21 protein-coding genes are annotated in these 26,304 nt (G+C 54.3%); 18 read left to right on the plus strand and 3 right to left on the minus strand.

The window, feature by feature from the left end; genetic code table 11:
- The first annotated feature begins 346 nt into the window (after nt 1–346).
- From sppA to HCZ99_RS04895, 5 genes are all read left to right on the plus strand, one after another.
- Nucleotides 347–1,270 carry a signal peptide peptidase SppA gene (sppA, locus tag HCZ99_RS04875; RefSeq protein ID WP_167445745.1) on the plus strand — a complete coding sequence of 308 codons (924 nt, stop codon included), beginning with the start codon at nt 347–349 and terminating at the stop codon, nt 1,268–1,270.
- A 71-nt stretch (nt 1,271–1,341) separates the two neighbouring features.
- Nucleotides 1,342–1,617 (plus strand): integration host factor subunit beta, encoded by a 276-nt coding sequence (ihfB, locus tag HCZ99_RS04880; protein ID WP_028791807.1) that lies wholly within the window; start codon nt 1,342–1,344, stop codon nt 1,615–1,617.
- 218 nt (nt 1,618–1,835) lie between these two features.
- Nucleotides 1,836–2,150, plus strand: a complete 315-nt coding sequence (locus tag HCZ99_RS04885) for a LapA family protein (protein ID WP_167445746.1) — start codon at nt 1,836–1,838, stop codon at nt 2,148–2,150.
- Nucleotides 2,151–2,373: 223 nt separating this feature from the next.
- On the plus strand, nt 2,374–3,096 hold the full coding sequence (gene pyrF, locus HCZ99_RS04890; protein WP_167445747.1) for an orotidine-5'-phosphate decarboxylase: 723 nt from the start codon (nt 2,374–2,376) through the stop codon (nt 3,094–3,096).
- 253 nt (nt 3,097–3,349) lie between these two features.
- Nucleotides 3,350–4,558, plus strand: a complete 1,209-nt coding sequence (locus HCZ99_RS04895; RefSeq protein ID WP_167445748.1) for an MFS transporter — start codon at nt 3,350–3,352, stop codon at nt 4,556–4,558.
- A 99-nt stretch (nt 4,559–4,657) separates the two neighbouring features.
- On the opposite strand, the gene HCZ99_RS04900 is transcribed toward HCZ99_RS04895, so the two are convergent.
- On the minus strand, nt 4,658–5,461 hold the full coding sequence (locus HCZ99_RS04900) for a TSUP family transporter (protein ID WP_167445749.1): 804 nt from the start codon (nt 5,459–5,461) through the stop codon (nt 4,658–4,660).
- A gap of 227 nt (nt 5,462–5,688) precedes the next feature.
- On the opposite strand from HCZ99_RS04900, the gene mutM reads away from it, so the two are divergent.
- The 7 genes from mutM (at nt 5,689) to gyrB (ending at nt 15,083) form a co-directional block, all read left to right on the plus strand.
- On the plus strand, nt 5,689–6,528 hold the full coding sequence (gene mutM / locus HCZ99_RS04905) for a bifunctional DNA-formamidopyrimidine glycosylase/DNA-(apurinic or apyrimidinic site) lyase (protein ID WP_167445982.1): 840 nt from the start codon (nt 5,689–5,691) through the stop codon (nt 6,526–6,528).
- A gap of 232 nt (nt 6,529–6,760) precedes the next feature.
- Nucleotides 6,761–7,537 carry an enoyl-CoA hydratase gene (locus HCZ99_RS04910; RefSeq protein ID WP_167445750.1) on the plus strand — a complete coding sequence of 259 codons (777 nt, stop codon included), beginning with the start codon at nt 6,761–6,763 and terminating at the stop codon, nt 7,535–7,537.
- A 175-nt stretch (nt 7,538–7,712) separates the two neighbouring features.
- Nucleotides 7,713–7,973 (plus strand): 30S ribosomal protein S20, encoded by a 261-nt coding sequence (rpsT, locus tag HCZ99_RS04915; RefSeq protein ID WP_167445751.1) that lies wholly within the window; start codon nt 7,713–7,715, stop codon nt 7,971–7,973.
- Between the two features lie 390 nt (nt 7,974–8,363).
- Complete coding sequence (gene dnaA, locus HCZ99_RS04920; protein ID WP_167445752.1) at nt 8,364–9,935, plus strand: chromosomal replication initiator protein DnaA; 1,572 nt, start codon at nt 8,364–8,366, stop codon at nt 9,933–9,935.
- Between the two features lie 328 nt (nt 9,936–10,263).
- Nucleotides 10,264–11,382 (plus strand): DNA polymerase III subunit beta, encoded by a 1,119-nt coding sequence (gene dnaN / locus HCZ99_RS04925; RefSeq protein ID WP_167445753.1) that lies wholly within the window; start codon nt 10,264–10,266, stop codon nt 11,380–11,382.
- Between the two features lie 63 nt (nt 11,383–11,445).
- Nucleotides 11,446–12,606 (plus strand): DNA replication/repair protein RecF, encoded by a 1,161-nt coding sequence (gene recF, locus HCZ99_RS04930; protein ID WP_167445755.1) that lies wholly within the window; start codon nt 11,446–11,448, stop codon nt 12,604–12,606.
- 20 nt (nt 12,607–12,626) lie between these two features.
- A complete protein-coding gene (gene gyrB, locus HCZ99_RS04935; RefSeq protein WP_167445757.1) occupies nt 12,627–15,083 on the plus strand; it encodes a DNA topoisomerase (ATP-hydrolyzing) subunit B in 2,457 nt (818 codons plus the stop codon).
- Nucleotides 15,084–15,539: 456 nt separating this feature from the next.
- Here gyrB and HCZ99_RS04940 read toward each other — a convergent pair whose 3' ends face one another.
- On the minus strand, nt 15,540–16,745 hold the full coding sequence (locus tag HCZ99_RS04940; RefSeq protein ID WP_167445759.1) for a glycosyltransferase: 1,206 nt from the start codon (nt 16,743–16,745) through the stop codon (nt 15,540–15,542).
- Nucleotides 16,742–17,242, minus strand: coding sequence for a MarR family winged helix-turn-helix transcriptional regulator (locus HCZ99_RS04945; protein ID WP_167445761.1), 501 nt, complete (start codon nt 17,240–17,242; stop codon nt 16,742–16,744). The genes HCZ99_RS04940 and HCZ99_RS04945 overlap by 4 nt, the downstream gene beginning before the upstream one ends.
- 327 nt (nt 17,243–17,569) lie before the next feature.
- On the opposite strand from HCZ99_RS04945, the gene HCZ99_RS04950 reads away from it, so the two are divergent.
- From HCZ99_RS04950 to HCZ99_RS04975, 6 genes are all read left to right on the plus strand, one after another.
- Nucleotides 17,570–19,372 (plus strand): type I secretion system permease/ATPase, encoded by a 1,803-nt coding sequence (locus tag HCZ99_RS04950; protein WP_167445762.1) that lies wholly within the window; start codon nt 17,570–17,572, stop codon nt 19,370–19,372.
- Nucleotides 19,369–20,751: an HlyD family type I secretion periplasmic adaptor subunit gene (locus HCZ99_RS04955; RefSeq protein WP_167445763.1), complete on the plus strand. Its 1,383-nt coding sequence runs from the start codon at nt 19,369–19,371 to the stop codon at nt 20,749–20,751. The genes HCZ99_RS04950 and HCZ99_RS04955 overlap by 4 nt, the downstream gene beginning before the upstream one ends.
- A 332-nt stretch (nt 20,752–21,083) precedes the next feature.
- Nucleotides 21,084–21,878, plus strand: coding sequence for a calcium-binding protein (locus HCZ99_RS04960; protein ID WP_167445764.1), 795 nt, complete (start codon nt 21,084–21,086; stop codon nt 21,876–21,878).
- A 70-nt stretch (nt 21,879–21,948) separates the two neighbouring features.
- Complete coding sequence (locus HCZ99_RS04965; RefSeq protein WP_167445766.1) at nt 21,949–24,186, plus strand: glycosyltransferase; 2,238 nt, start codon at nt 21,949–21,951, stop codon at nt 24,184–24,186.
- Nucleotides 24,183–25,028 (plus strand): class I SAM-dependent methyltransferase, encoded by an 846-nt coding sequence (locus HCZ99_RS04970; RefSeq protein ID WP_167445768.1) that lies wholly within the window; start codon nt 24,183–24,185, stop codon nt 25,026–25,028. The genes HCZ99_RS04965 and HCZ99_RS04970 overlap by 4 nt, the downstream gene beginning before the upstream one ends.
- The gene (locus HCZ99_RS04975; protein ID WP_167445770.1) at nt 25,025–26,290 is read left to right on the plus strand and encodes a glycosyltransferase family 4 protein; all 1,266 of its coding nucleotides are present in this window, start codon (nt 25,025–25,027) and stop codon (nt 26,288–26,290) included. Before HCZ99_RS04970 ends, HCZ99_RS04975 begins: the two co-directional genes overlap by 4 nt.
- Nucleotides 26,291–26,304: the final 14 nt, after the last annotated feature.

A 26,304-nucleotide genomic window follows, 5' to 3' on the forward strand; every position in this document is an offset into this window, starting at 1 on the left:
GAATGCGGTGCTTGGTTGGGCATCCTGTTAAAACTGGATACTTGACTGTTGAGATTAATCCGCGAATCCCGATCTCGACGGTTTTTTCGGCGTCTAACTGCCGGCGTTGCTTGCCCGACCAAGTGGCAAGGGGTTCTGGCCTTTCCCGTTAAGACTGTAGGCGATCTTCAATCTGGCCGTTTATTTCGCCGAAATTGGCAGGGAAAGGTATAAAATCGCGAAATTTTTGATTTTAAACGTTTTTTGTTCTTGCCATCTGGGGCGAGAAAAACCATTTGAAAAGACAGGTTTTTAGGGGAATTCCCCGTAAGTAATTGATTGAGCAATTAGAACTGGGGCACCGTCCATGGCACTCGATGCCGACATTCTACTAGATCGACGTCGACTAAAAAAATCGGTGTTTCGCTGGCGCGTTGTGGCTGCGGTCGCAATCTTGGCCGTCATCCTGATTGGTCTGGCCGGTACCGGCTTGAACCAGGGGATGTTTGGATCCCTTGGGCCGCGAATTGTCGAAATTGATATCGAAGGCGTGATTACCGAAGACCAATATCTTTTGGATGCGCTTGCCGATGTTGAAAAAGATCCCGACGTTGTCGGTGTGATTTTGCACATCAACAGCCCGGGCGGCACGATGGTGGGTGGCGAAACACTGTTTGAGGCATTGCGCCGTATTGGTGAAACCCGGCCCATCGTGGCCGAAATGGGCACTGTTGCCGCATCAGGCGGGTACATGGCCGCGATTGCCGCTGATCACATTGTCGCGCATCGCGGGACGATTACGGGATCGATTGGTGTGATTTTCCAGTCGATGAACTTTAACGGAACGTTGGAAAAGCTTGGTGTCGAGCCACTGACTGTCAAAAGCGGTCCGCTTAAAGCCGTGCCAAACCCGTTTGAGCCAACAGACGATGCCGCACGATCAGCGATGCAAAGCCTGATTTCCGACATGTTTAACGTGTTTGTCGGGATGGTCGCAGATCGTCGTGATCTGCAGATTGATACTGTAAAGACCTTGGCAGACGGGCGCGTCTATACCGGACAGCAAGCGCTTGCCAATGGTTTGATTGATGAAATTGGTGGCCGTCGTGAAGCCTTACGCTGGCTTGAAGATAAAGCTGGTGTCACGTCGGAAGCGGATATTGTGCCGCTTGAAATCGAGTACCCGGACGACGGCCTTATGAGCAATTTGCTTAAGGGAAGTCTTGGAAAAGTGCTGACATCTGAGGGGCTTAAACTTGACGGTTTGCTGACGGTCTGGCAACCTCAATAAGAGTTTCCTAATAGCATAATCTAATCCGCGGTTGAATGTGACTGGTCGAACGAACAGGATGGGGCCTGGAAATGACGAAATCAGAATTGATTGCCCGCCTTGCTGAAATGAACCCGCATCTATATCAGCGAGATGTTGAACGGATTGTTGCGACGATCTTTGATGAAATTACCGATGCCCTTGCGCGCGGTGACCGGGTCGAGCTTCGCGGCTTTGGGGCCTTTTCGGTCAAGCATCGCGACGCACGTGTTGGGCGCAATCCGCGTACCGGTGATGCCGTTCCGGTTGGCGAGAAAAAGGTCCCCTATTTCAAAACTGGCAAACAGCTTCGCGAACGTTTGAACTGATCTCTGACCAACTGTTAAACGAGACTTTGGTCGTGGGATTTTTCCTTTCAACTTTGGCGTGAACAGCGCGCGCCATTGTTGGATTATTGCGGGCATGGCTTTTGTCTCGTTCTTATCCCATACTGTCGGTCTAATTTTCAAACGTGACCTGCGGCTGGTCTTGATTGCGCGTCACACATTTCGATGATGCCTCTCGACCAGCACAAGGAGCTTAAGTAATGCGCGTCCTCTATTGGATTATTGCCATCCCCGTTGCGGTTCTGATTACGGTGTTTGCCGTCTCGAACCGGGCTGCTGTGACATTGTCGCTTTGGCCGCTGCCCTATGAACTTGAACTGCCGCTTTTCCTGCCGATTATGGTTGCTCTGCTGGTGGGGCTTGGCATTGGCTTGGCCTATGAGTGGCTGGTAAATAGCAAGCACCGCCGTGCTGCGCGGCGGATGGACAGCGAACTTAAACGCGTCAAAGCCGAAGACGAAACGCCAAAGGCCGATCAATCCAATACCGATCATAAGGCACTTGGCCACAGCTAAGACCGAAAAATCAAAGGGCTCCGTCAGGGGCCCTTTTTTTATGTCTACGATTTCGCGTGGTAAGTCCGCATTGCTTTCTGCACGCTGGGTTCGCGATTTGACATTGGCCTTTTGGCGTAAATCGGCTAAGCCATGCCCGGTCCCGTTGAGATGGTGCGATGTTGGGGCCAGAAAGTGACCGCAAAACGCATTCAGGCCCGCCGCAAACTTAAAAGAGGACGCCATGACCCAGCAGATTTCCCCCAAAGACCGTATCTTTTGCGCGATTGATACAACCGATCTTGATCGTGCCATTGATCTGGCATCGAAGCTTTCCGGGGTGATTGGCGGGGCGAAACTTGGCAAAGAGTTTTTTGCAGCCCATGGTCCGCAGGGCGTTCAGGCCGTGGCAAAGGTCGGTATGCCGGTCTTTTTGGATGTGAAATACCACGACATTCCCAATACCGTGGCCGGTGCAATTCGTGCAGTCTCCCCAATGGGGCTTAAGATTGTCAATGTCCATGCCGCTGGCGGGATGGAGATGATGCAGCGTGCGGGCGACGCGGCGCGCGAAGCCGCGGCCAAGGCTGGCGTTGAAGCGCCTTGGGTGATTGCCGTGACGATCCTGACCAGCATGGATCAAAATGATCTGGATGATGTCGGCCTGAAAGGCCCGATTGAAGACCGCGTTGTAAAATTGGCCGAGCTTACCCAAAAGGCAGGACTGGATGGGATTGTCTGTTCGGCCCAGGAAATTACCCCGGTGCGCGCGGCTTGTGGCCCGGACTTTAAATTGATCACGCCGGGCATTCGTCCGGCTTGGGCCGCCAGTGACGATCAGAAACGCATCGTAACCCCCAAAGACGCGGTCGCCATGGGTAGCGACGTTTTGGTCATCGGCCGTCCGATCACCAAGGCCGAAGACCCTGTTGATGCTGCAAAGCGCATTGTTGCCGAATTGTCCTAAAACCCTACCTCGCGACAAGCGCCAGTACCGAGCGTCACCGGTTAAAAGTTCAGGTTACGCCCTCTAAGAGGCGCTTGGGCGATATTCAAATCATCCAATTGCGCTGCATGGCGCCATGCGGTTTTCGCGATGGTCACCTTGGGCGCAATTTGGCACGATTGAATCGTTTCAAATAATCGTGCAAGATCATGATCTCGCACTTGCACAAAACCTGCTGGCGATGGTCGTGCGGGTTTCAATGGATGTTTCTGACATGGCCGATACTTCTTCCCGGTGGGGGTTACTTGGTAACCTCCCGATTCTTGCACTTGCGCTTGCGTCATTTGGGATCGGGACCACCGAATTTGTCATTATGGGGCTTCTGCCCGATGTTGCTGCCGATCTTGGTGTCAGCATCCCGGACGCAGGATTGCTGGTAACCGGCTATGCGTTGGGGGTGACGTTTGGCGCGCCGTTTCTGGCGATTGCGACCGCGCGCATGGATCGTCGTCGGGCCTTGTTGCTGTTGGTGGCGATTTTCATTGTTGGCAATTTGCTGTGCGCAATCGCCCCGGATTACTGGTTGCTGATGGCAGCCCGTGTTGTTACCGCCTTTTGCCATGGGGCATTTTTCGGGCTTGGTGCGGTTGTCGCATCCAATCTTGTGCCGCCACAAAAACGTGTGCAGGCAGTCGCCTTTATGTTTTCTGGGCTGACGCTTGCCAATGTGTTGGGGGTTCCGTTTGGTACCGCCATGGGGCAGGAGCTTGGCTGGCGCTCGACCTTTTGGGCAGTTGTCGCGATTGGTGTTGTCGCCGCTATGGCCCTGTATTTTGCTTTGCCGCGTAAGATCGCCGCATCCGGCGGAAGCCTTTTGGCTGAGGCAAAGTCGCTTGGGAAAGTACAAGTCCTATTTGCCATGCTGATCAGTGTTCTGGCATCGGCCAGCATGTTCAGTGTCTTTACCTATATCACCCCGATGCTTCAGGAAATTACCGGCATTTCACCGCGTCAGGTGACCTATGTCTTGTTGTTGTTTGGGGTCGGTTTGACGGTTGGCAACTATGTTGGCGGTCGTTTGGGCGATTGGCGTTTGATGCCGGCGATTATCATTACTTTTGTCATGTTGATTGCCGTGCTGGCGATCTTTACCGAAACGCTGACATCCTTTGTCCCGGCGGTCATCACCGTGATGATCTGGGGTGTGGTTGCCTTTGCGCTGGTTTCCCCGCTTCAGATGCGGGTCGTGACCGAGGCGTCTGATGCGCCCAATCTGGCGTCGACCCTTAATCAGGGGGCGTTTAACCTTGGCAATGCCAGTGGGGCGTGGTTTGGCGGCTTGGCGATCACGCACGGCATTTCTTATCAGCATATCCCTTGGCTGGGTGCGGTGATTGCGGTTCTGGCATTGGTGTTTACTGTTTGGAGCCACCTTTTGGATCGCCGTGATGCGGTGCTTGTCGAAAGTGGTGCCAGCGCATAATCGCGCGATTGCCAAAGTATGATCTGCTGCCCTAAGGGCCTAAACAAAACCCGTCAGCCTGTTGGTTGACGGGTTTTTCATTGGGGAAAACAGTGGTGTTTAGCCAATCCAATGGCGAACATTTTCCCAACTTTGACCAATTAGCGGCCCATATTGGTCCATGATCAGTTTGATCGAAATGGCGATAGACGTCACCACAAGTAACGGCCGCACCAGCCGTGATCCGACTTTCATCACCATGTGCGATCCGATCTGCGCCCCAACAAGCGCCCCAACCGCCATCACCAAACCAACCACCCAAACAACGTCACCGCCCGCAATGAACATAACAAGCGAGGCAAAGTTCGACGTAAAGTTCAAAACCTTGGTGTGGGCGGTTGCCTTGGTCATGTTAAATCCAAGCAACGCGACAAAGGCGATGGAAAAGAAAGATCCCGTTCCAGGGCCAAAGAACCCGTCATAAAACCCGATGCCAAACCCGGCGGTAAAGGCAAAGGTCGATGTGCTTATCAGTTGATGCGCATCCAAATCCCCAACACGCGGCGAAAACAGAAAATAAAGCGCGATCAGAATCAAAAGACCCGGCAGAACCGTCATCAGGATTCCCGGATCAAGCATCTGAACCAAAATTGTCCCGAATGCTGACCCGGCAAAAGTCAAGGCAATCGCCAGCACCATATTGCGCGGATCAACATGGCCTTTGCGAATGAAGCTGAGCGACGCGGAAAAGCTGCCAAAGCTTCCTTGCAGTTTATTGGTGGCAAGTGCCTGTGCCGGTGGAATGCCCGCCCAAAGCAAGGCTGGAATGGTAATCAGGCCGCCGCCCCCCGCAATCGAATCGACAAATCCGGCGAGGGCGGCGACGGCGAATAAAATCAATAAAAGGTCGAAACCAAATTCCATATTTTGAAATTCCAAGGCTTGGAGGACGGTCAGAAAAACCGCGAAGGTGTGAGGCCGAAATATCAGCTGATTTAATGTGCGTCATCATAAGGGCTTTGAAGGGGGCGTCCATCGCAAGATTACGTTGGCGTCGCGCGGCGGGCCCGAAACCAGATGTCGCGCCTTGCCAATCATGGGGCCGGTATCTAGATATGGGGTCCAGTTTATTGAAAAATATGAGTATCGCGATGCCCGAATTGCCAGAGGTCGAAACCGTTACCCGTGGCCTGATCCCCGTGATGGAAGGCCATGTTGTCGACCATGTGGTGCAACGGCGCCCCAATTTGCGCTTTCCGTTTCCGGAAAACTTTGTTGACCGCATGGCTGGGCGCAAGATCGATCAACTGACCCGCCGGGCGAAATACATTCTGGGCTATCTTGATGATGGGCAAGTGTTGCTGATCCATTTGGGCATGTCCGGGCGCATGACCATTCATGATGATCGCACGATTGACGTTCCCGCCCCGCAAAAACACGACCATGTTGATTTTGTTATGCAGGGCGGTGCGGTTGTACGCTTCACCGATCCGCGGCGTTTTGGCGTCATTACCCTGATTGGCGCGGACGAAGTTGCCACGCACAAAATGCTGGCGGGTATTGGTCCTGAACCACTTGGGAATGCGTTTAATGCGGCTGTCCTTGCAGCTGGCATCGTCAAACGCGCCAGCCCGATCAAAACTGTCTTGCTTGATCAGAAACTGGTGGCCGGGCTTGGCAATATATATGTCTGCGAAGCCTTGTTCCGGTCGGGCATTGCGCCGGACCGTTTGGCAAAGGATTTAAAACCTGACGAAATTGATCGTCTGTACCGCGAAATCCGGTTGGTGCTTGAGGATGCCATACTTGCTGGCGGATCAAGCTTAAAAGATCATCGGCAGGCCAATGGCGAACTTGGTTATTTCCAACATAACTTCCGGGTTTATGGCCGCGAAGGCGATGTTTGTAATGCCCCTGAATGTGACAGCACGGTCGAGCGAATCGTACAGGCAGGGCGGTCGACTTTCTTCTGCCCAACGTGTCAGCGATAAGTCCCAATCCGGGTGACGTTGCCCCGTAAAAAGGGCGGTGAACGCCGGGGAGCAAGTCTGTGATGGGCGGCGTTTGGGGCCGCCGACTCCGTTTCATGGATTCCGTAACGAATTGCGCATCGACGGTTGGTTGCGATTTGTGGTCAAAATCGGTAAAACAGTATCGAAATATGGTTTCAGGCGAATCGGCCCGATAAATCGGGCCTTGTTGGCGATAAAAGGATCTAAAAGCATGACATATGAGAACATCATCGCTGAGAAAAAGGGCAATGTTGGACTGATTACCCTGAACCGACCAAAGGCGCTGAATGCGCTTTGTGCGGCCTTGATCGACGATATTGGTGCGGCTCTTGATGATTTCGAATCCGATGACAACATCCGTGCGATTGTCATTACTGGTTCGGAACGGGCCTTTGCCGCCGGTGCGGACATCAAGGAAATGGCCGATTACGACTATATGGACGTTTATAAAAACGACTTCATCACCAAAGGTTGGACCCGTGTCGCGGCCTGCCGTAAGCCAACCATTGCCGCGGTTGCCGGATTCGCACTAGGGGGCGGCTGTGAAATGGCGATGATGTGCGACATCATGCTGGCGGCTGATACCGCCAAGTTCGGCCAGCCTGAAATCACCATCGGAACGATTCCTGGCGCAGGCGGTACACAGCGCCTGACGCGTGCTGTGGGCAAGGCCAAGGCAATGGAAATGTGCCTGACCGGGCGGATGATGGATGCCGAAGAAGCCGAACGTGCCGGGCTTGTGGCGCGAATCGTCCCAGCCGACTCGCTGATGGACGAAGCCATGCAATTGGCCGAAAAAATCGCCTCTTTCTCGGCTCCGGTATCGATGAAGGTCAAAGAATCGGTCAACAAGGCCTATGAAATGACCCTGACCGAAGGGCTGATGTTCGAACGTCGCGAGTTCCATTCCACCTTTGCGCTTGAAGACCGTGCAGAAGGCATGAAAGCCTTTGTGGAAAAGAGAAAACCCGATTTCAAGCAGCGCTGATCAGGGTTTGTTGACCCAACTTTGGGGCGGGGCATATCTGCATTGCGCCGCCCAAGAGTCCTAAACCGCGGAAAATGAGGCATCGAAGCGGTATCGGGGGTTGACGAGGTGTGATGACGGAGCTATAAGCCGCGCTCCGAATTAAGTAACATTTGTTTTAAGAGACAGGTTCGCAATGGCTCACCATAAATCGGCCAAGAAGCGCATTCGCCGCAACGCCGCACGTGCTACCGTTAATGGTGCACGTATCGGCCGTATTCGTACCTACGTTAAGAAGGTCGAAGCTGCGCTGAACGTTGGCGACAAAGATGCTGCTCTGGCTGCGATGAAAATCGCTGAGCCGGAAATGGCGCGCGGCGCACAGCTTGGCGTTCTGCACAAGAACACCGCTGCTCGCAAAGTTTCGCGTCTTACCGCGCGCATCAAAGCGCTTTAATTTATCCCTTAGGGGATGGCGAGTCGAAGGCCGCACCCATGGTGCGGCCTTTTCGCTGCCCGGATTTCGGTGAATCACCTTTTGTTCCTTGGTTGCGCAAGCGGAAAAACCGCAGGAAACAAGGACCGTTTTGGTGCCGAAATCCTTTTAACGTTCTGTTAAAGATCGCCTTGCCTGATGTGGATCGCATCAGTACAGTGTTGCGACTTTGCAGGCCACGCCAAGTGGTCCGGGACGAAGAACCAAAAAACAAAAGGCGCGAGTACGCTTCCAGGATAGTGCGGAAGACCAGCGTGTTGATCACAGATGTGATGAACGCGGTGCAGTGCTGTTTTGCCTTTTGCAGTCTTGTTGGTGTTGAAATTAGGATAGCGGGGAAAGGTTCTAACAGTGCAGCACGCCGCAAGGGGAACGCATTCAGCTCTTGGACAGTCCAACGATGGCTTGTCGAACGAGCAGAATGCCGCACTTGACGACCACATGGTCGAAATATGGCAAATCATTCGTGAAAAGCTGCGCGCCGACTTTGGTGCAACGGCCTATCGCTATTGGCTTGAGCCTGTCGGTTTGATGGGTGTCGAGGCGGGCGTTGCTCGTTTGGGTGCGCCGACCCGTGCCATGCGTGATTGGGTAACCCAGCACTATCTGGACCGCATTCAAGCCCTGTGGCATGCCGAAGACCCCAACGTCCATTTCGTCGAAATCAACATCGTGTCTGGCGCCAATGGCAATGCCGGTAACGGATCGTCATCAGGTGCGAACGAATCCCCTCGTGCATCTGATGCGGCTGGGTCGAAATCGTCACAAAGCTCATCTTCGCGTAATGCCCCGCGCGAACCCCAAAATACCCGGTCGCACGGCGACCCTGCGCCGCAATCTACTGCGCCGTCGCAAAAATCAAATGACCGCACCGCGATTGCCAGCATGTCTGACGATGGTATCTCTGCGGCGCTTGATCCGCGTTATACCTTCGATAATTTCGTGATCGGCAAGCCGAACGAATTTGCCTATGCCGCGGCACGCCGCTTGGCCGAGGCCGAGTCTGTACCGTTCAATCCACTATTTTTGTATGGTGGCGTTGGTCTTGGTAAAACGCACTTGATGCATGCGATTGCATGGCACATCCGTCGTACCCAGCCGCACCGTACGGTGATCTATCTGTCCGCTGAAAAGTTCATGTATCGCTTTATTCGGGCGCTGCGTGACAAAAACACGGTCGATTTCAAAGATCAGTTCCGCTCGGTCGATGTGCTGATGGTTGATGATGTCCAGTTCATTTCAGGCAAAGATTCGACCCAGGAAGAGTTTTTCCACACCTTCAACGCGCTTGTCGATCAGGGCCGTCAGATCATTGTGTCTGCCGATAAATCGCCGTCCGATCTTGAAGATATCGAAGAGCGCCTGCGCTCGCGCCTTGGTTCTGGTTTGGTTGCCGATATCCATGCAACCACCTACGAACTGCGTTTGGGCATTCTCGAATCCAAGGCGGAACGTCAGGCGGTCGAACTGCCGCAACGTGTTATGGAATTCTTGGCCCACAAAATCACGGCCAACGTCCGTGAGCTTGAAGGTGCGCTGAACCGGGTGATTGCTCATTCCCAGTTGGTTGGTCGCGAAATCAGCCTGGAAATGGTTCAGGATGTTCTTCATGACGTTCTGCGTGCGTCCGAGCGCCGTGTGTCGATCGAGGAAATCCAAAAGCGCGTTGCCGAACAGTTCAACATCAAGGTGTCGGATATGCATTCGGCCCGTCGTGCCCGGGCGGTTGCCCGTCCGCGTCAGGTGGCGATGTATCTGTCCAAGCAATTGACCACCCATTCCTTGCCAGAGATTGGCCGCAAGTTTGGCGGGCGCGATCACACCACCGTTATGCATGCGGTGCGTAAGATCGAAGAATTGCACACGACAGATGCGTCCTTGTCCGAGGATATTGATCTTTTGCGCCGGATGCTCGAAGGCTGATACCAAGTCGTCTCGTCCCAAAAAACAAAGGCCGCCGAATTCGGCGGCTTTTTTTTGTGCAAAAGGCGGGTTTAATTTGATGTGTTTTTCGTCTCAAAATAGGGCCTGAAAACCCCGAGTCTCGCGCTATACGGCGCTTTGCACGTTTTGGGTGTTTTTTTATGTGTCGAATCCTTTTATTTGCTTGGGTTTAAGCCGTAAAAATCCTTCGATTTCCCGACATGCATGTTATAATGCGCGCTCCTCATCCGTAAGGGTGGGGGTCAGGTAAGAAAACTGATTAAAAATCAAAGTGTTAAACCAATACTGACAGACGGATAGGACGGGCATGAAGCTGACCATCGAACGCGCGGCTCTGTTGAAATCGCTGACCCATGTTCAAAGTGTGGTCGAACGCCGCAATACCATTCCGATTCTGTCCAATATTTTGCTGCGGGCAGAGAACGACCAGCTTTCCCTGACCGCAACGGATATGGACCTTGAGGTCGTTGAAACCACGACCGCGGAAGTGGCAGAAGCCGGTGCAACAACCACCCCGGCACATACCCTTTATGAAATCGTTCGCAAGCTGCCCGAAGGTTCGCAGGTGCAAATCTCGCTTGAGCCGGGTGCTGGCCGTTTGACCCTTTCAGCGGGTCGGTCGAAATTTAATCTGGCGGTCTTGCCTGTCGATGATTTCCCGGTCATGTCTGGCGGCGATCTGCCGGTCAGCTTTGGCTTGGCTGCTGCTGAGTTGCGCGGCCTGATTGATCGCGCCGAATTTGCGATCTCGACCGAAGAAACCCGTTACTACCTCAATGGTATTTATTTCCACGCCACCGACGCCGAAGGGACGAAAATCCTGCGCGCCGTTGCGACCGACGGGCACCGTCTGGCCCGGGTCGAAGCACCGCTACCCGATGGTGCGGAAAACATGCCCGGCGTCATTGTGCCGCGCAAAACCATTGGCGAATTGCGTAAGCTGATTGATGAAACCGGCGAAGCCGTTGATATCGCCATGTCCGATACCAAAATCCGGTTCGGCTTTGGCAAGGCGGTTTTGACCTCCAAACTGATCGACGGCACCTTCCCGGATTACGAACGCGTTATTCCGTCGGGCAATGACAAAACGCTTGATATCGAATGCAAGGGTTTTGCCGATGCGGTTGACCGTGTTTCGGCGATCTCGATTGAAAAATCCCGCGCGGTCAAAGTTGTCCTGTCGGGCACGACCCTGACCTTGTCAGCGTCCAGCCCCGAACACGGCACCGCGTCTGAGGAACTTGAAATCAATTACGACGCCGAGGACATCGAGATCGGCTTTAACTCGCGCTATTTGCTCGACATCGCAAAGCAGGTAAAGGGCGATACCCTGAACCTTCTGATGTCGGACGGATCATCGCCGACCATCCTTCGCGATACTGATGACCTTTCGGCATTGTATGTTCTTATGCCGATGCGTGTTTAACGGTAATCGCACAACACAGTGGCTGTTCTTGCCGATAACCTCATGCCAAGAGACGGTGCGTCCATGACAAGCCGTCTCGCAGTTTCCCGTATCCAGCTCAGCGAGTTCCGCTGTTACGAAAGCCTACGGCTCTCGTTAAACAGCACGCCGGTGGTGCTGACAGGGCCGAATGGGGCGGGCAAAACAAACCTGCTGGAGGCTGTGTCGCTTTTGGCACCGGGCGGCGGTTTGCGCCGGGCCAAGCTGGGCGAAATCGCGCGGAACTTTCCGGTGCCCCAAAACGGCGAAAGCCGGGCCTGGGCGGTTTCGGCCGATTTGGAAACGCCAGATGGTGCGTTTCAGGTTGGCAGTGGTCTTGATCCGGCAGCGCTTGCGCAAGGGCGCGAACGCAAACTGGTGCGCATTGATGGTGAAAACCAGCGCGGTCAGGCGGCCTTGGGCCGGGTCTGTGCCGCGGTATGGCTGACACCGCAAATGGATCGCTTGTTTTTGGATGGTCCATCCGCGCGACGCCGTTTTCTGGATCGGTTGGTTTATGGCCTTGATCCGGAACATAGCAGCCGGGTTGCCGCCTATGAGCATAGCCTGCGCAGCCGCGCAAAGCTGCTTAAGGAAGGCAAGGGCGATGACAAGTGGCTGGCATCGATCGAAGATTCGATGGTCCGCCACGGGATCGCAGTGGCCGTTGCCAGGGCCGATCTTTTGGCGCGGTTAAGCCGGGCGGGAACGATGGCGGTCGGACCGTTTCCTGCGGCGCGTATGGCGCTTGCGGGGGATCTTGAAAACTGGTTGGAAAACCTGCCAGCGATTGAGGTCGAAGACAAAATGCGGGCTGCATTACGCGACGGACGGTCACGTGATGCGACCTATGGCGGGGCGATTGTTGGCCCACAACGCAGTGATCTTTTGGTGTGGCACGATGCAAAGGGCCAACCAGCTGATCAATGCTCCACCGGGGAGCAAAAGGCGTTGTTGTTGTCGATGATTATGGCCAATACCCGCCTGCAAACCAAAGCACGCGGGGCTGGCCCGCTGCTGTTACTTGACGAGGTGGTTGCCCATCTGGATGCAGAACGGCGCAAACACCTATTTGATGAAATCGTGGCGCTTGGCGTCCAAGCCTGGATGACAGGTACGGACCGGGCGCTGTTTGAAGGTTTGGACAGTCGTGCGCAATTTTTCCGCGTGGAAGATGCCACACTGACCCTAGAAACCACTCCGTGAATGCCGAGGTTGTTGACGCTATGACCAACGAAACAGAAGCTCCGAATACTGCCGAAAATGCGCAGGAGTACGGTGCAGAATCGATCAAGGTTCTTAAAGGCCTTGAAGCGGTGCGTAAACGCCCGGGCATGTATATCGGTGATACCGATGACGGAACCGGTTTGCACCACATGATCTATGAAGTCGTCGATAACGCGATTGACGAAGCCTTGGGCGGGTATTGCGATACCGTTTGGGTGCAGCTCAATGGCGACGGATCGGCGACCATCCGCGATAACGGTCGCGGTATTCCGACCGACATGCACAAAGAAGAAGGCGTTTCCGCCGCCGAGGTCATCATGACCCAGCTTCACGCCGGCGGTAAGTTTGACCAGAATTCCTATAAGGTGTCCGGTGGTTTGCACGGTGTGGGCGTTTCGGTTGTGAACGCGCTGTCGACCCTTTTGAAATTGCGCGTTTGGCGTAATGGCAAAGAACATTACATGGAGTTTTCCGGCGGCGATGCGATCAAGTCGCTTGAAGTTGTCGGCGATGCACCACTGACCGAAGATGGCACGCCTCTGACCGGGACCGAAGTCACGTTCTATCCGGACGCTGAAATCTTCACGATGGTCGAGTTTGATCTGCCAACCCTTGAACACCGTTTGCGCGAACTGGCCTTCTTGAACTCTGGCGTGATCCTGACCCTGCGGGACGAACGCAGTGGTGAGCCGGTCGAGCAGAAGCTGCATTACGAAGGTGGTATTCAGGCCTTTGTCGAATATCTTGACCGCAACAAAGCCGCGCAAATCGAAGAGCCGATTGTTATTGTTGGCGAAAAAGACGGCATTGCCGTTGAAGTGGCCTTGCAGTGGAACGATAGCTACCACGAAACCACCTTGTGCTTTACCAACAACATTCCACAACGCGACGGTGGGGCGCATATGGCCGGTTTCCGTGCCGCGCTGACCCGTCAGATCAATGCCTATGCGCAGGAAAGTGGTCTTGCAAAAAAGGAAAAGGTCAGCTTGTCGGGCGATGATGCCCGCGAAGGTTTGTCCTGTGTGATCTCGGTGAAGGTTCCTGATCCGAAATTCTCGTCGCAGACCAAAGATAAACTGGTTTCGTCTGAAGTCCGTCCGGTTGTTGAAAACATCGTCAATGACCGTCTGGCACAGTGGCTTGAAGAACATCCTGCTGACGCGCGTAAGATTGTTGGCAAAGTGGTCGAAGCGGCCTCTGCCCGTGAAGCCGCACGTAAAGCGCGTGAACTGACCCGTCGTAAGGGGGCGCTTGATATCTCGTCACTGCCGGGCAAACTTGCCGATTGTCAGGAACGCGATGCGTCCAAAGCCGAACTGTTCATCGTGGAGGGTGATTCCGCAGGTGGATCGGCGAAACAGGGGCGTGAACGTGGTTTCCAGGCGATTTTGCCGCTGCGTGGTAAAATCCTCAACGTTGAACGGGCGCGTTTCGATAAAATGCTTTCGAGCCAAGAAATCGGTACGCTCATCACCGCGATGGGAACCGGGATTGGCCGCGATGATTTCAACATTGAAAAAGCCCGCTACCACAAAATCATCATCATGACCGATGCTGACGTCGACGGCGCGCATATTCGAACCCTGCTGTTGACCTTCTTCTATCGTCAGATGCCTGAACTGATTGAACGCGGTTATTTGTATATCGCGCAGCCACCACTTTACCGTGCCAAACGCGGCAACTCGGTCCAGTACCTTAAGGGCGACCGTGAAATGGAACAGTACCTGACCGCACAGGGTACCGAAGAAGCGGTGCTGACGCTGAACGGTGGTGTACAGGTTGCGGGGCCGGATCTGGTGCGCATTGTCGAGCTGGCGCGTAAGGCCAAATCGCTGCTTGAACCGCTGTCGCTCAAACTTCCGATTTCCGTGCTGGAGCAAGCAACGCTTGCAGGTGCACTGAACCCGGCTTTGCTTGATGACGATGCCAAACGCCTTGAATCCGCACAGGTTCTTGCCAAGCACCTTGATAGCCTTGAAGAAGACTATGACCGCGGTTGGAACGGCGAAGCACCAATGGACGAAATCGTTCTGTGGCGCATGCTGCGCGGTGTTGAACAACGCCACATCATTGATGGTAATATCCTACGCTCTGCCGAGGCACGTGCCCTTGCCGGGATGCTTGGCGAACTACGTGAACTCTTTGAAAAGGGTGCCGAATTCGTCGCCAAGGACAAGAGCTGGAAAATCAACGGTCCGGTCGATCTGGTCAATGCGGTGATGGAATTTGGTCGACGCGGCATTTCTGTCCAGCGTTATAAAGGTCTGGGCGAAATGAACCCGGATCAGCTTTGGGAAACCACGCTGGATCCGAATGTCCGTTCGCTGCTGCAGGTTAAAGTCAACCACGCCGATGAAGCTGAAGAAGTCTTTGCTACCCTGATGGGCGATGTGGTTGAACCACGCCGCGACTTCATTCAGTCGAACGCGCTTAAGGTTTCCAACCTTGATGTCTAACGCCTGACATCTTGTGATGTGAATTGGCGTATAAAACTAGAAACGCGACAGATAAATTTAGAATCTGTGACGCGTAAAATTAGAACGGGCAGAGTAAGTTCAAATAAGTGATCTGAGCTTACTCTGCTCCATTTTTATCCTCTGCGTTTACCGCATTCAGGCGTTTGCCCCTAGCCTCGAACATTGGTCGGGGTAAAAAATGTCATGCTTGGCTTGAGGCCGGAGAATTCTATTGATGCTGCTTTTGAGGCGCATTGATAGACATTGTCGTCGCTATGACTACCCTTCCTTTATGATCGTCCCAAACCAGCAAAAATGTTTCTGAGCCCTGCGCAATCTCAAAATATCTCGATGCGTAAACTAAAAGTCTGCGCCGCCTTGCGGTCTGTCCTGCTGCCTATTTAGCTCGCATCCGTTGCGCTTACATGGGGGTAAAACTTGGACGGCCACCCTGTTTCATAGTTCCGTGTTCCCAGATGCCATACGTTCGAGCAAACTGGTTTGTTTCTCAAGGCACTGCCCAAGGTCAAAGTGATCAATAATCGTTTTGCGGGCCCGTTCACGCATTGTGCGCAGATCGCTTTTGTGTGTCAGGCAATAGGCCATCTTTGCAGCCAGTGCATCGCTGTCCCAAAAATCCGTAAGAAGTCCGTTATGGCCATCGCGGATGACCTCATGACAGGGGCCGGTGTCCGAGGCAATGACCGGGGCACCGCATGCCATTGCTTCAAGCGTCGACCAGGACAGCACAAACGGATAAGTCAGATAAATATGGGCCGAACTGATCTGGTACATGCGGATCAATTGGTCATGCGGGATCTGGCCAAGAAAATGAATGCGGGAGCGATCGATCCCGGTTTCGGCTAACATCACCTCACGCCACTTCTGGCCGTCGGCGCGTGGTTGTCCATAACTGACCCCGTCACCGCCGACGACGACAAAAACAGCATCCGGTTTTTCTTCAGCAAGCTTGGCGGCTGCGCGTATGAAAGTAGGAAACCCACGATATGGCTCAAGGTCGCGCGCGACATACGTGATGACCTGATCATCGGCGCTGAGTGTCCGGCCATCGGGAAGCACCAGCGTAGCCTGTGGGTTGGGTCGACATCGATGAGTGTCGATGCCCTCATGGCAGACGCCGATCTTGTGATGGTAGGCCTTGGGAAAAGCGGATTTCTGCCAGCGCGTTGGGCTGATCGCAGCATTAAGCTGATCAAGTGAGCTTAGTTGGGCGCTGTTGCGCAGCCTAAGTTGCCGGCGTTTGGCAAAGGAGACGTCATCATCGGGGGCAAAACCGACATCGCGTCCGGTGGCATGATAATAATGCTCGCAATATCCGATCAGGGGCGTTCGGGGTAAAACATCGCGGGCAAACATCATACTGCCCCAACCGATATGGCCGTAAACGATGTCTGGTGCGCCTTCTTGGCGCACGAGACTTTCAAGTGTTCTGGCAGCCTTCAGGCCCACATCCTGATGATATTGCGCAAATGGCATGGCAGGCGGTGGGGGTGTGACTGGCTGACGGAGTGTCCGGATGCCGGGCAGTTGTACATTCATTGCTTCGCACAGGAAGGAAACCTGCCATCCGGCATTGGCCAGATGGCAGGCAAGATGCACAAACTGTCCCGGTCCATGACGATGAACAAGGACAATTTTCATCGTCTGTTTCGGGCCTCCCGCACGGCGACGGACCCATTGATGGGAGCGCCTCCGTATCTGAGGGTCTGTGTCCAGAATTCTTCCAGTCTGCGCAAGGTGCGCAAAGCTGTTTCCATTTCTTGTTGATCTTCAAGATTGTTGGTCAGGGCATCGTGATATTCCGCGTGTAATTCATTCAATGCCTGACAAAGTTCACGCCCCTTTGTGGTCAATTTCAAACGGGCAGAACGTTTGTCCCGTGCCATGACCTGACGTTCGACATAGCCCGATTCTGCGAGCTGTTTAAGATTATAAGACGCGTTTGAGCCCATATAGTGGCCGCGATCTAGAAGATCGCGTACCGAGAGTTCATCTTCGCCGATGGTAAAAAGCAGCGCCACTTGCGCCGGGCTGATGTCATCCTTTCCGAGTCGAATGAGATCCACCCGCAACAAATCCGCAAACCGCCTATAGATGCGTTCGACGGTATTTGCCAGTTCAAGATGAGTGACGGTCATGAGTTTCGATCCGTTATCTGGTCCCAAGCGAGAGTTGATGCCAAGGCGCAATTGCCCTGACACAAGTTTCTTGTGGGGAAGATAACAAGACGTTGTTCTTGAACAATTTTTCCGAACGCCTCTTTCTTCCCGCAGTTTTGCTCGTTGTCTGTAAGTAATTCTAAAGTATTTTTATTTTTGAATTACTTCCGTAGTTAATGTTTTTACATTGTCTAATCATCAACATGAGATCGACATATTTAATTTTATTGTAGATCATCATGTCATCGCAACTATGTGATTAGATTGCGGAAAAACTATGACTTTTGATCAATTGGATGATTTTCGATGCAAATTCGCCGCAAAAAGCTGGCAAAACCGGTGAGTTCTCCTGTGAATTCGAAGGAAGCCCGGCCCGAACTTGATGCCCAATCGGTCATTCGCGAGGCCCGCTTTACGTTCGTGCGCGGGCTGGGGTGGGCCGGCTTCATGAGCGGCTTCATCAACATTCTTCAACTTACCGTGCCGCTGTTCATGCTTCAGGTGCATGACCGGGTGATCAACAGTCAAAGCACCGATACGCTGCTTTTGCTTCTGGTGATCGCAGTCGGGGCGATCATTCTGTATGGCATCCTTGATTTCCTGCGTGCCCTTGTCTTTCAGGAAATGGCAAAGTCGCTATTGCGTCGGTTGAACCTGCCGGCAATTTCTGCGGCCATGCGTGTGGCGCTTGAAAAAGGATCGCTGCACGGAACCCAGGTCCTGCGCGATCTTTCTGATTTGCGCAACTTCATCACCGGCACAACTATCGCCGCCCCGCTTGAGGCAATCTGGTCGCCGATCTTCCTGTTTGTGATGTTTGCGTTGCATCCCTATTACGGGATCGCTGGGCTGGTCGCCGTTCTGACGCTGATCGGGCTCAGCCTGCTGGGGGATCTTATGGTGCGTCAGGTCACCAAGGAAGGAACTGACGCCAATCTGCGCACTATCGGCGACATCGGATCGACGGTTTCAAACGCCGAAGTGATCGAGGCGATGGGAATGATGCCGGCACTCGCCTTGCGCTGGCGGCAAGCGCAAATCCATGCTAGCGAACTGCTTGATGTTGGCAACATGCGCAGCAAAGGCATGTATTCCGTCACCCGCTCTGTCCGTTTTGGCATGCAGATCATTGTTCTGGCGATGGGGGCGTATCTTGTTATTCGCGGTGAAACCACGCCGGGTGCCATGATCGGTGGTACAGTGATCATGGGGCGGCTGTTGCTGCCGTTCGATAATGTGACCCGCGATTGGCGGGCATGGGTCGGGGCGTTTTCATCGTGGAAACGCATTCGCTTGATGCTTGAAGAAAGTCAGTCCGAACGCGAAATCAAACCAACCCCGCGTTCCGAAGGCCCGCTTGTTGTTGATAATCTGGTCTATGCCGTGCCGGGCTCAAACGTTCCGGTGTTGCGTGGGATCAGTTTTGAACTTTTGCCCGGCGAGATCCTTGGTGTCGTGGGGCCATCTGCGGCGGGTAAATCAACACTTTCCAGATTGTTGGTCGGTACGGCAAAGCCTGCGACAGGCGGTGTCTATCTTGATGGGCACAATGCCTATCTTTGGGAACGCGGATCCTTTGGTGACATGGTCGGCTATCTGCCGCAATCGGTATCACTTCTGAACGGCACCATCCGCGACAATATCAGCCGCATGCGCGATTCCAATCCGCGTAAGGTGATCGAAGCAGCCCGTGCTGCGGGTGTTCATGAAATGATCGGGCGCTTGCCACTTGGCTATGACACGCCGATTGGTGCCGGGCGTCATACACTGTCTGGCGGGCAGCAGCAGCGTATTGCCTTGGCCCGCGCACTATATGGCTGGCCGCGTCTGTTGGTCCTCGATGAACCCAACGCCAATCTCGATGCCGACGGCGAAGCATCCTTGATCCGTGCCGTGCGCCAAGCCGCCGATTCCGGTGCCATGGTCGTGCTGATCGCCCACCGGCAAAGCATCATGCAATATGCCAACAAGCTTCTGGTCCTGCAGGAAGGGCGGGTCAAACAGTTTGGGGAGAGAACCGACGTGGTCCGCAATTTGTCCAATGAAAGCGAAGACATCAAAACGCTGCCCCCGGCAAAGCGTAAACACGAAAACGGAGGTGCGGCATGACCCGTGTGATTAACCTTGAGAGCAGTGGTGCGGGGCTTCCGACGGATGAGCCGCAAGTCGCGTGGCATCAGATTCTTTCGGAAGAACGTGACGCCTCGCGCCAAAGCCTGCGCAAGCCGGTTCTGGCCGGATTGTTCGTCATTGTTTTGGGATTTGGCGGATTTTTGACCTGGGGCTTCACTGCCGAACTTGATAGTGCGGCTGTCGCCACCGGCTCGGTAATTGTCGATTCCAAAAAGAAGGTCGTTAATCACTATGAGGGCGGCATTCTCAAAAAGCTTCTGGTCGAGGAAGGTGAAAAAGTCACACCGGGTCAAACCCTTGCCCTTCTTGATGGGACACGTAGCGAGTCAGAACTTGGCCAATTGCGCGGTGAGCGTTTTGGCCTGATGGCCAAGCTTGCCCGATTGCGCTCAGAACAGCGCGGGCAGGAAAGCATCACGTTCCCTCAGGAACTCCTGTTCAGTGACGAAGGTTATGTCGGCGATATCCTGAGCGATGAAAAACGCCTGTTTGCCAAACGCAAGGAAGTCTATGCCGCCAAACGCGATGCGCAGGCCAAACAGATCGAACAATTCCAAGCCGAGGCCGAGGCACTGGTGTCCCAGATCAATGCCCGCACCCGTCAGGAAAAGCTCGTCGCCGAGCAGTTGAAAGGGATTCGCCAGCTGGCGGAAAAGGGCTTCGCCACGCGCACCCAACTGGTCGAAATTGAAAATAGCTGGTCCGATCTGGTCGGCGATATGGGTGAATTCAAAGCCCAGCGCGCGGCCGCCCAACAGCAAAAGGCCGAAGCTGAAATCAATCTGGCCTCAATCGAAATGGAATGGCAAAGCGATATCGCAACCGAAATTCAGGAAGCCCAGCTTGCCCTTAATGATGTCACGCAACGGATCCGCGCAAGTAAGGATGTGCTGGATCGTCTCGAAGTGCGCGCGCCTCAGGCCGGAACGGTTGCCAATATCCAGATAAGAACACCCGGTGGCGTTATCAGTCCGGCGGAGCCGATCATGGATATCATCCCTGAAGATGAGCCATTGGTGATCGAGGCCCGGATAAACCGACAGGATATCGACTCGGTCCAGGTCGGTTCAAAGGCGCAAATTCGCCTGACCGCCTATAGTCAGCGTCGATTGGCCCCCCTGAACGGCGAGGTAAGCTACGTTGCAGCCGACCAGACCGTCGATGAACAGCGCGATGCATCTTACTACATCGTGCGTGCGGCGATTGATGCGGCCGAACTGGCAAAACATGATGACATCCATCTGCGTCCGGGCATGCCGGCCAACATTCTGGTTTTGAAAACACCGCGCAGGGCCATCGACTATCTGATCGATCCGATTACCCAAAGCATGGAAAAAGCCTTCCGCGAAGAGTGATCCTCCCCCGTCAAAGGCGGGTTTAACTAGGGGGCCTTTCCCAGTTTTTCACGGGATTGGCCCTTTTCTTTTCAAGTATAGATCGAAATTTGAAGTAAATAATAAGTAAAATAGAAATAGTATTCGTGCAATAAATGTAATGAATATTAAACCAGGTCACAATGTTGACAAAATAAAAACACGACAATACCCTCCAATGACAAAGTAAAAAAATATAGGATTTCTGAGTGGCCGTTTCCACGGGACTCAGAACGTCCAGAGGGAACGGCCATCCTCTCGCGAGGGAAACATCCCCGCGATGTCAATAACGTTGGGACACGAAGGAGGATTACATGGCAACTCTCGAAGGCGGCGCCTTTGATGATGCGCTTCTCGGATCTCGTTTCAGTGACGTCATCTTTGGACGTGGCGGAGACGATACAATCTTCGGACAAGGTGACGACGACGTGCTGTTCGGCGAAGAAGGCGATGATGTCTTGTTCGGCGGATCAGGCGATGACGTAGCCGCTGGTGGCGAAGGTGATGATCTTCTGTTTGGTGGATCGGGTGACGATGCACTGATCGGAGGTGCTGGCAGCGACCTGCTATCAGGTGGCTCTGGCGAAGACGTTCTGTCAGGTGGATCGGGTGACGATATCATGCTTGGCGGATCAGGCGACGACGTTCTCGACGGCGGTTCTGGCGATGATGTCATGATCGGCGGCGGTGGCGACGATATCATGCTCGGCGGTGCCGGTGATGATGTCATGCTTGGTGGTTCTGGAAACGATGTTCTCCAGGGCGGCGAGGGCAATGACGTTCTCTTGGGCGGCTCAGGGGATGATGTCCTCGAAGGCGGCGCTGGGGACGATATTCTGTCCGGTGGTTCCGGTGCAGACACCTTTGTCTTCTCGGGCGGCGGCGGCAACGACGTCGTGCTCGACTTCCAGGCTGGCGAGGACATGCTTTCCATTAGCAGCAATATCAACGACACCGGCATCGAAAGTGCCGATGACGTCGCTGCGCGTGCAACGCAAGTCGGTGCCAACACCGTCATTGACCTTGGCAATGGGGATTCCATAACCCTCAACAATGTCGATGCCGAAGACGTACAGGACAATCCGGACAGCTTCTTTAGCGTCCAGTAATCCGTTGGCGGCGTCCGCAGCTTTCGCTGCGGGCGACCCGTCCTGAACTTCAAGTAAGTGAAAGATTGTCATGCTTGAATTTGCCTCGTCCGATGCAGTGCGGACGACCGGCGAAGCGCCCGGTGTTTGCCTGCTGAACCCTGATACGTTGTTGTTAAGTTGGGATACACCCACCCGTTTGTGGGAAGTTCCCCGGCTTGAAACCATTGATGGCGCTGCGATTTCGCCGCAGGCTACGTTGCGGTTACCCCTTGATGGGGGCGGTACCCGGTTGCTGCGCGTCATCCGCCGGCCAAAGGACGCGCCAATCACGCTTCTGGCTGAGGCCGGAACGCTGGGTCGCAAGGACGAGATTACAATCGACCCCGATGGCGATTTTGAATTTGCCACGGCATCAACGCTTCTAAACGGCGTAACACCTGCCGGGCGGCTGTCGTTGGTCTCGACCCTTTTGGGTATGTGGGCCAGCCTGTTTCGTCTGCGGTTGTCCAGAAGCTACAACAGTTTCCTTCTTGATCTTGTTGCCGAAATTGTCGATCGACCGAAAGCGGCCAAGGCAGTTGCAAAGCTTTCCGATGAAAAAATTCTACTGGCCACGGCACTGCCCGATGCCTTTACCGATATCGAGGCCGTATTCATTGTCGCACCGACGGGCTTCAAGCGCCTGACACAGCTTCCCTATATCAGCCAGTCCGGGCCGCGCGGCCATCAATTGGCTTACATGATTGCCGACCAGCCCAGCACCACAACCGGGGCCTATCTGGTTGTGACCGGCGTGCGCACCCTTGCCATTCGCCGTCTGCCAGACACCTCAACCCTGCCGTCGCTGGCGCGCTGGTGGCAAGGCAAGGGAAAATCCGATGCCGATTTGCGCGAATACATCATTGGCGCGCTTGCCCGCTCCGATATCAAATCCAGCAAAGCGGCAATTGAATTTCAGCTCCGCTGCCCGCTTTCCAGTCAGCGCGTATCGGGCGGCGGGTCGCTTCCCAGTGGCGAAGTGGACCTTGCTGTCACGACCGCGCGTGGCACCTTGATTGGCGGCTGGTATCGCGACCCTGTTGATATGATCGCCAGCATCGACCTTCTTGACAGTAACGGCATCGCTCATCCCTTTGGCGACGGATTTTATCGTTATCAAGGTAACGTACAGGATGATGGTCAGACCATTCCGGCAACCGGTTTTGTCGGCTTTTATCAGGATATCCAAAGCCCGGTGCCGATCCTTCAGCCTCGAAGTCTGATGCGCCTGAAATCAGGCAACCGCCATCTGATGGTACCACCTGCCCAACCGATTGATCCGGCTGAGGCCCGTGCACGCATCCTGCGTGCCGTTCCGCCACAACACCTGACATCCGACATTATCGAAAACTGCTTGGCCCCTGTGATTGGTGACCTGCAGCAAAAGCTGATGGCATCTGTCAAGGTTGACCGGGTGATCGATATCGGCACGCCCCACCAGAACCCGGATGTGTCGATTATTGTTCCGCTTTATCGCGTTCTTGGCTTCCTGCGTGCGCAAGTCGGCGCCTTTGCCTGTGATGATTGGGTCGCGAAATATTGCGAACTGATCTTTGTGCTGGATTCCCCCGAACAGGCCGAAGAATGCGAACATCTGTTGCGCGGTCTGCATATTCTTTATGGCATTCCGATGCGTCTGGTCGTGATGACGCGCAATGGCGGATATGCCAAGGCGTGCAACGCCGGTGCCGGGCAGGCGCGTGGTCATTATCTGGCAATGCTCAATTCCGATGTCATCCCCCATACAGCGGGCTGGGCACAGGGATTGGCCTCAAAGCTCGGTGGTGCTGACGAGGTCGCGCTGGTTGGGCCGAAACTTCTGTTTGAAGATGGCTCTATACAGCATGCAGGCATGTATTTTGCCCGTAACGAAAGCGGCAATTGGCTGAACTACCACTATCACAAAGGCATGCCCGACCAGTTCAGGGATGCCAATATTGAACGTTCGGTCCCCGGTGTCACCGGTGCCTGCATGATGATCCACCGTGATGCCTTTGAGGCGGTTGGCGGCTTTACCGAAGACTACGTCATTGGCGATTACGAAGACAGCGACCTTTGTCTGAAAATTAGGAAGGCCGATTTCGACATCAAATACATCCCCGATGTCAGCCTCTATCACTTCGAACGCAAATCCATCTCGACACATGCCGATTACATGCGCGGGGTCGCTTCCCAATATAACGCCTGGCTGCATGCCGTGCGCTGGGCGGATGTGCTCGAAGACATTCACACCAACGGTGTGCCGCAAGACCGATCATACCAAACCCCTGACGGAGAAGCGGCATGAGCCAAGTTCTTGCACTGCCCGACCACCCATCCCCGCTGTCATCTGATATGGCCGATACCCATCTTACATGGTTGTGCCAACAGGTCATCTCCAACCGTTTCCTGCCAATCCCGCCCGAAGAAGACGTCTTTGTCGGCGATGGCGACTACCGCGCCATCGGGGCGGAGTTCCTGGATCATTTTGTCCGCATGGGCGGGCTTAAAACCACCGAAGATGTTCTTGATATCGGCTGTGGCATCGGCCGGATTGCCGTGCCGCTGACCCAGTTTCTGGACCCCAAACAGGCGATCTATCGCGGCATGGATCCGGTGCGCGGCGGCATTGACTGGTGCAAACGCGCCATCACGCCAGCCTACCCGAATTTCCGCTTTGAATGCTCCGACATCAAGAACGCACTTTATAACCCTGAAGGCGAAATTAGCGGGCGCGGCATGCGATTGCCTTTTCAGGACGGAACATTCGATTTCACCGCAATGATCTCGGTGGCAACCCACCTGCCGCCAGACGAAATCGAAACCTATTGTTCCGAGGTCTTTCGCGTGCTGCGCCCGGGCGGTCGGCTGTTTTTGACTGCGTTTGTCATTTGTGATGATGACGACCCGTCAAATCCCGACCGCGATGCCCGCCTCAAGGATTTTGAAAAGGCCGAAGGTCAACCTTGCTGGCATCTGCGCGGCGAAAACCCGATGGCGGCTGTCGGTATCGACGATGCGTTTCTCGATGGCGCGTTGATTGATGCCGGGTTTGACATCCACACCAAAAGCTTTGGCACCTGGCGCGGCAAAGCTGCCGCTCATTATCAGGATTTCCTAATTGCCCAGAAACCTCGGAGGACCGCATGAACCCCCGGATAATGGTGCTTGCCCACAATCACCCTGATCTGCATCCGGGTGGGACTGAAATTTTCGCCCATGATCTGTTTCACGCCTATAAGCGCGCGGAATGTGATGCGCTTTTCATCGGTGCGACCAATGATGTCCATCGTGAACGCCGCCCGGGCACAAGCTTTCAGGCCATCAATGAGGCTGGTGATGAAATGCTGTTCTGGGCCGGGCATTTTGACCGGTTCAACATGTCCCAGACCGATCTTTATGCGGTCGCGCCGGATTTCACCCGTCTTCTGAAAAGTTGGGCGCCGGATGTTGTGCATATTCATCATCTGGTCCTGTGGGGCATCGAATTGCCGATGCTGATCCGTCGTGTTTTGCCCAATTGCAAGATTGTGATGACCCTGCATGACTATTATCAGATCTGCCCAAATGACGGCCTGATGATCCATCGCGGGACCAAAACCCGCTATACCAAAGCCGATGCCACCGGGCGTTTGTCCGGGCTTGATGGCTTTACACCCGATCAACATTCGATGCGCGCGGTTAATCTGCGCAACCATCTGCGCGCGGTTGATCATTTCATCTCGCCCAGTGAATTCCTGCGTGACCGCTATATCGAATGGGGCATCGATCCGGACAGGATTTCCGTAATCCACAATGGCCGACCGACTGTTGCGTCCGCACCTAAACGCGATATCGGCTCTGCCGGAATGCCCAATGTCTTTGGCTATTTCGGCAATATCAACCCGTGGAAGGGCGCGGATGTCCTGCTTGAAGCCGCGCGGATCCTTGGCCTAGACGCGGTTGATTTCAATCTGCGCATTCATGGTGCGGCACTTTATCAAACCGATCAGTTCACCAGTCGCATTGCCGACCTGTTCGAACAAAGCGGCCCGCAGGTTCACCATATCGGCGCCTATCAACACGAAGATATTCCCGATTTGATGGCGCGTGTCGACTGGGTCGTAGTGCCTTCGATCTGGTGGGAAAATGCGCCTTTGGTCATTCAGGAAGCCTTCCAGCACGGCCGTCCGGTGATCACCAGTTCCATCGGCGGCATGGCCGAAATGGTGCGCAATGGTCATGACGGTATTCATGTCCGCCCCGACGATCCGGCAGAACTGGCGCGCGTCATGAAAGACTGCGCAACCAATCCGAAACTTTGGAAAAAACTGTCCGGCCATGTTCGGCCCCCGCCCGGGATCGATGATGTTGCCGAGGAATATCTCGCGATGATCCGCCGAATGGTTCGCCCTGATTTTGTTGCCGCCTGAGTGTTAAAAAGGAG

Source organism: Thalassospira lucentensis (genome assembly GCF_011806425.1).
Classification (GTDB): Bacteria; Pseudomonadota; Alphaproteobacteria; order Rhodospirillales; family Thalassospiraceae; genus Thalassospira; species Thalassospira lucentensis_B.

Coding starts and splice junctions, on each gene's coding strand:
- sppA (WP_167445745.1), top strand. CDS start 347: ATGGCACTCGATGCCGACATTCTACTAGATCGACGTCGACTAAAAAAA.
- ihfB (WP_028791807.1), top strand. CDS start 1,342: ATGACGAAATCAGAATTGATTGCCCGCCTTGCTGAAATGAACCCGCAT.
- HCZ99_RS04885 (WP_167445746.1), top strand. CDS start 1,836: ATGCGCGTCCTCTATTGGATTATTGCCATCCCCGTTGCGGTTCTGATT.
- pyrF (WP_167445747.1), top strand. CDS start 2,374: ATGACCCAGCAGATTTCCCCCAAAGACCGTATCTTTTGCGCGATTGAT.
- HCZ99_RS04895 (WP_167445748.1), top strand. CDS start 3,350: ATGGCCGATACTTCTTCCCGGTGGGGGTTACTTGGTAACCTCCCGATT.
- HCZ99_RS04900 (WP_167445749.1), bottom strand. CDS start 5,461: ATGGAATTTGGTTTCGACCTTTTATTGATTTTATTCGCCGTCGCCGCC.
- mutM (WP_167445982.1), top strand. CDS start 5,689: ATGCCCGAATTGCCAGAGGTCGAAACCGTTACCCGTGGCCTGATCCCC.
- HCZ99_RS04910 (WP_167445750.1), top strand. CDS start 6,761: ATGACATATGAGAACATCATCGCTGAGAAAAAGGGCAATGTTGGACTG.
- rpsT (WP_167445751.1), top strand. CDS start 7,713: ATGGCTCACCATAAATCGGCCAAGAAGCGCATTCGCCGCAACGCCGCA.
- dnaN (WP_167445753.1), top strand. CDS start 10,264: ATGAAGCTGACCATCGAACGCGCGGCTCTGTTGAAATCGCTGACCCAT.
- recF (WP_167445755.1), top strand. CDS start 11,446: ATGACAAGCCGTCTCGCAGTTTCCCGTATCCAGCTCAGCGAGTTCCGC.
- gyrB (WP_167445757.1), top strand. CDS start 12,627: ATGACCAACGAAACAGAAGCTCCGAATACTGCCGAAAATGCGCAGGAG.
- HCZ99_RS04940 (WP_167445759.1), bottom strand. CDS start 16,745: ATGAAAATTGTCCTTGTTCATCGTCATGGACCGGGACAGTTTGTGCAT.
- HCZ99_RS04945 (WP_167445761.1), bottom strand. CDS start 17,242: ATGACCGTCACTCATCTTGAACTGGCAAATACCGTCGAACGCATCTAT.
- HCZ99_RS04950 (WP_167445762.1), top strand. CDS start 17,570: ATGCAAATTCGCCGCAAAAAGCTGGCAAAACCGGTGAGTTCTCCTGTG.
- HCZ99_RS04955 (WP_167445763.1), top strand. CDS start 19,369: ATGACCCGTGTGATTAACCTTGAGAGCAGTGGTGCGGGGCTTCCGACG.
- HCZ99_RS04960 (WP_167445764.1), top strand. CDS start 21,084: ATGGCAACTCTCGAAGGCGGCGCCTTTGATGATGCGCTTCTCGGATCT.
- HCZ99_RS04965 (WP_167445766.1), top strand. CDS start 21,949: ATGCTTGAATTTGCCTCGTCCGATGCAGTGCGGACGACCGGCGAAGCG.
- HCZ99_RS04970 (WP_167445768.1), top strand. CDS start 24,183: ATGAGCCAAGTTCTTGCACTGCCCGACCACCCATCCCCGCTGTCATCT.
- HCZ99_RS04975 (WP_167445770.1), top strand. CDS start 25,025: ATGAACCCCCGGATAATGGTGCTTGCCCACAATCACCCTGATCTGCAT.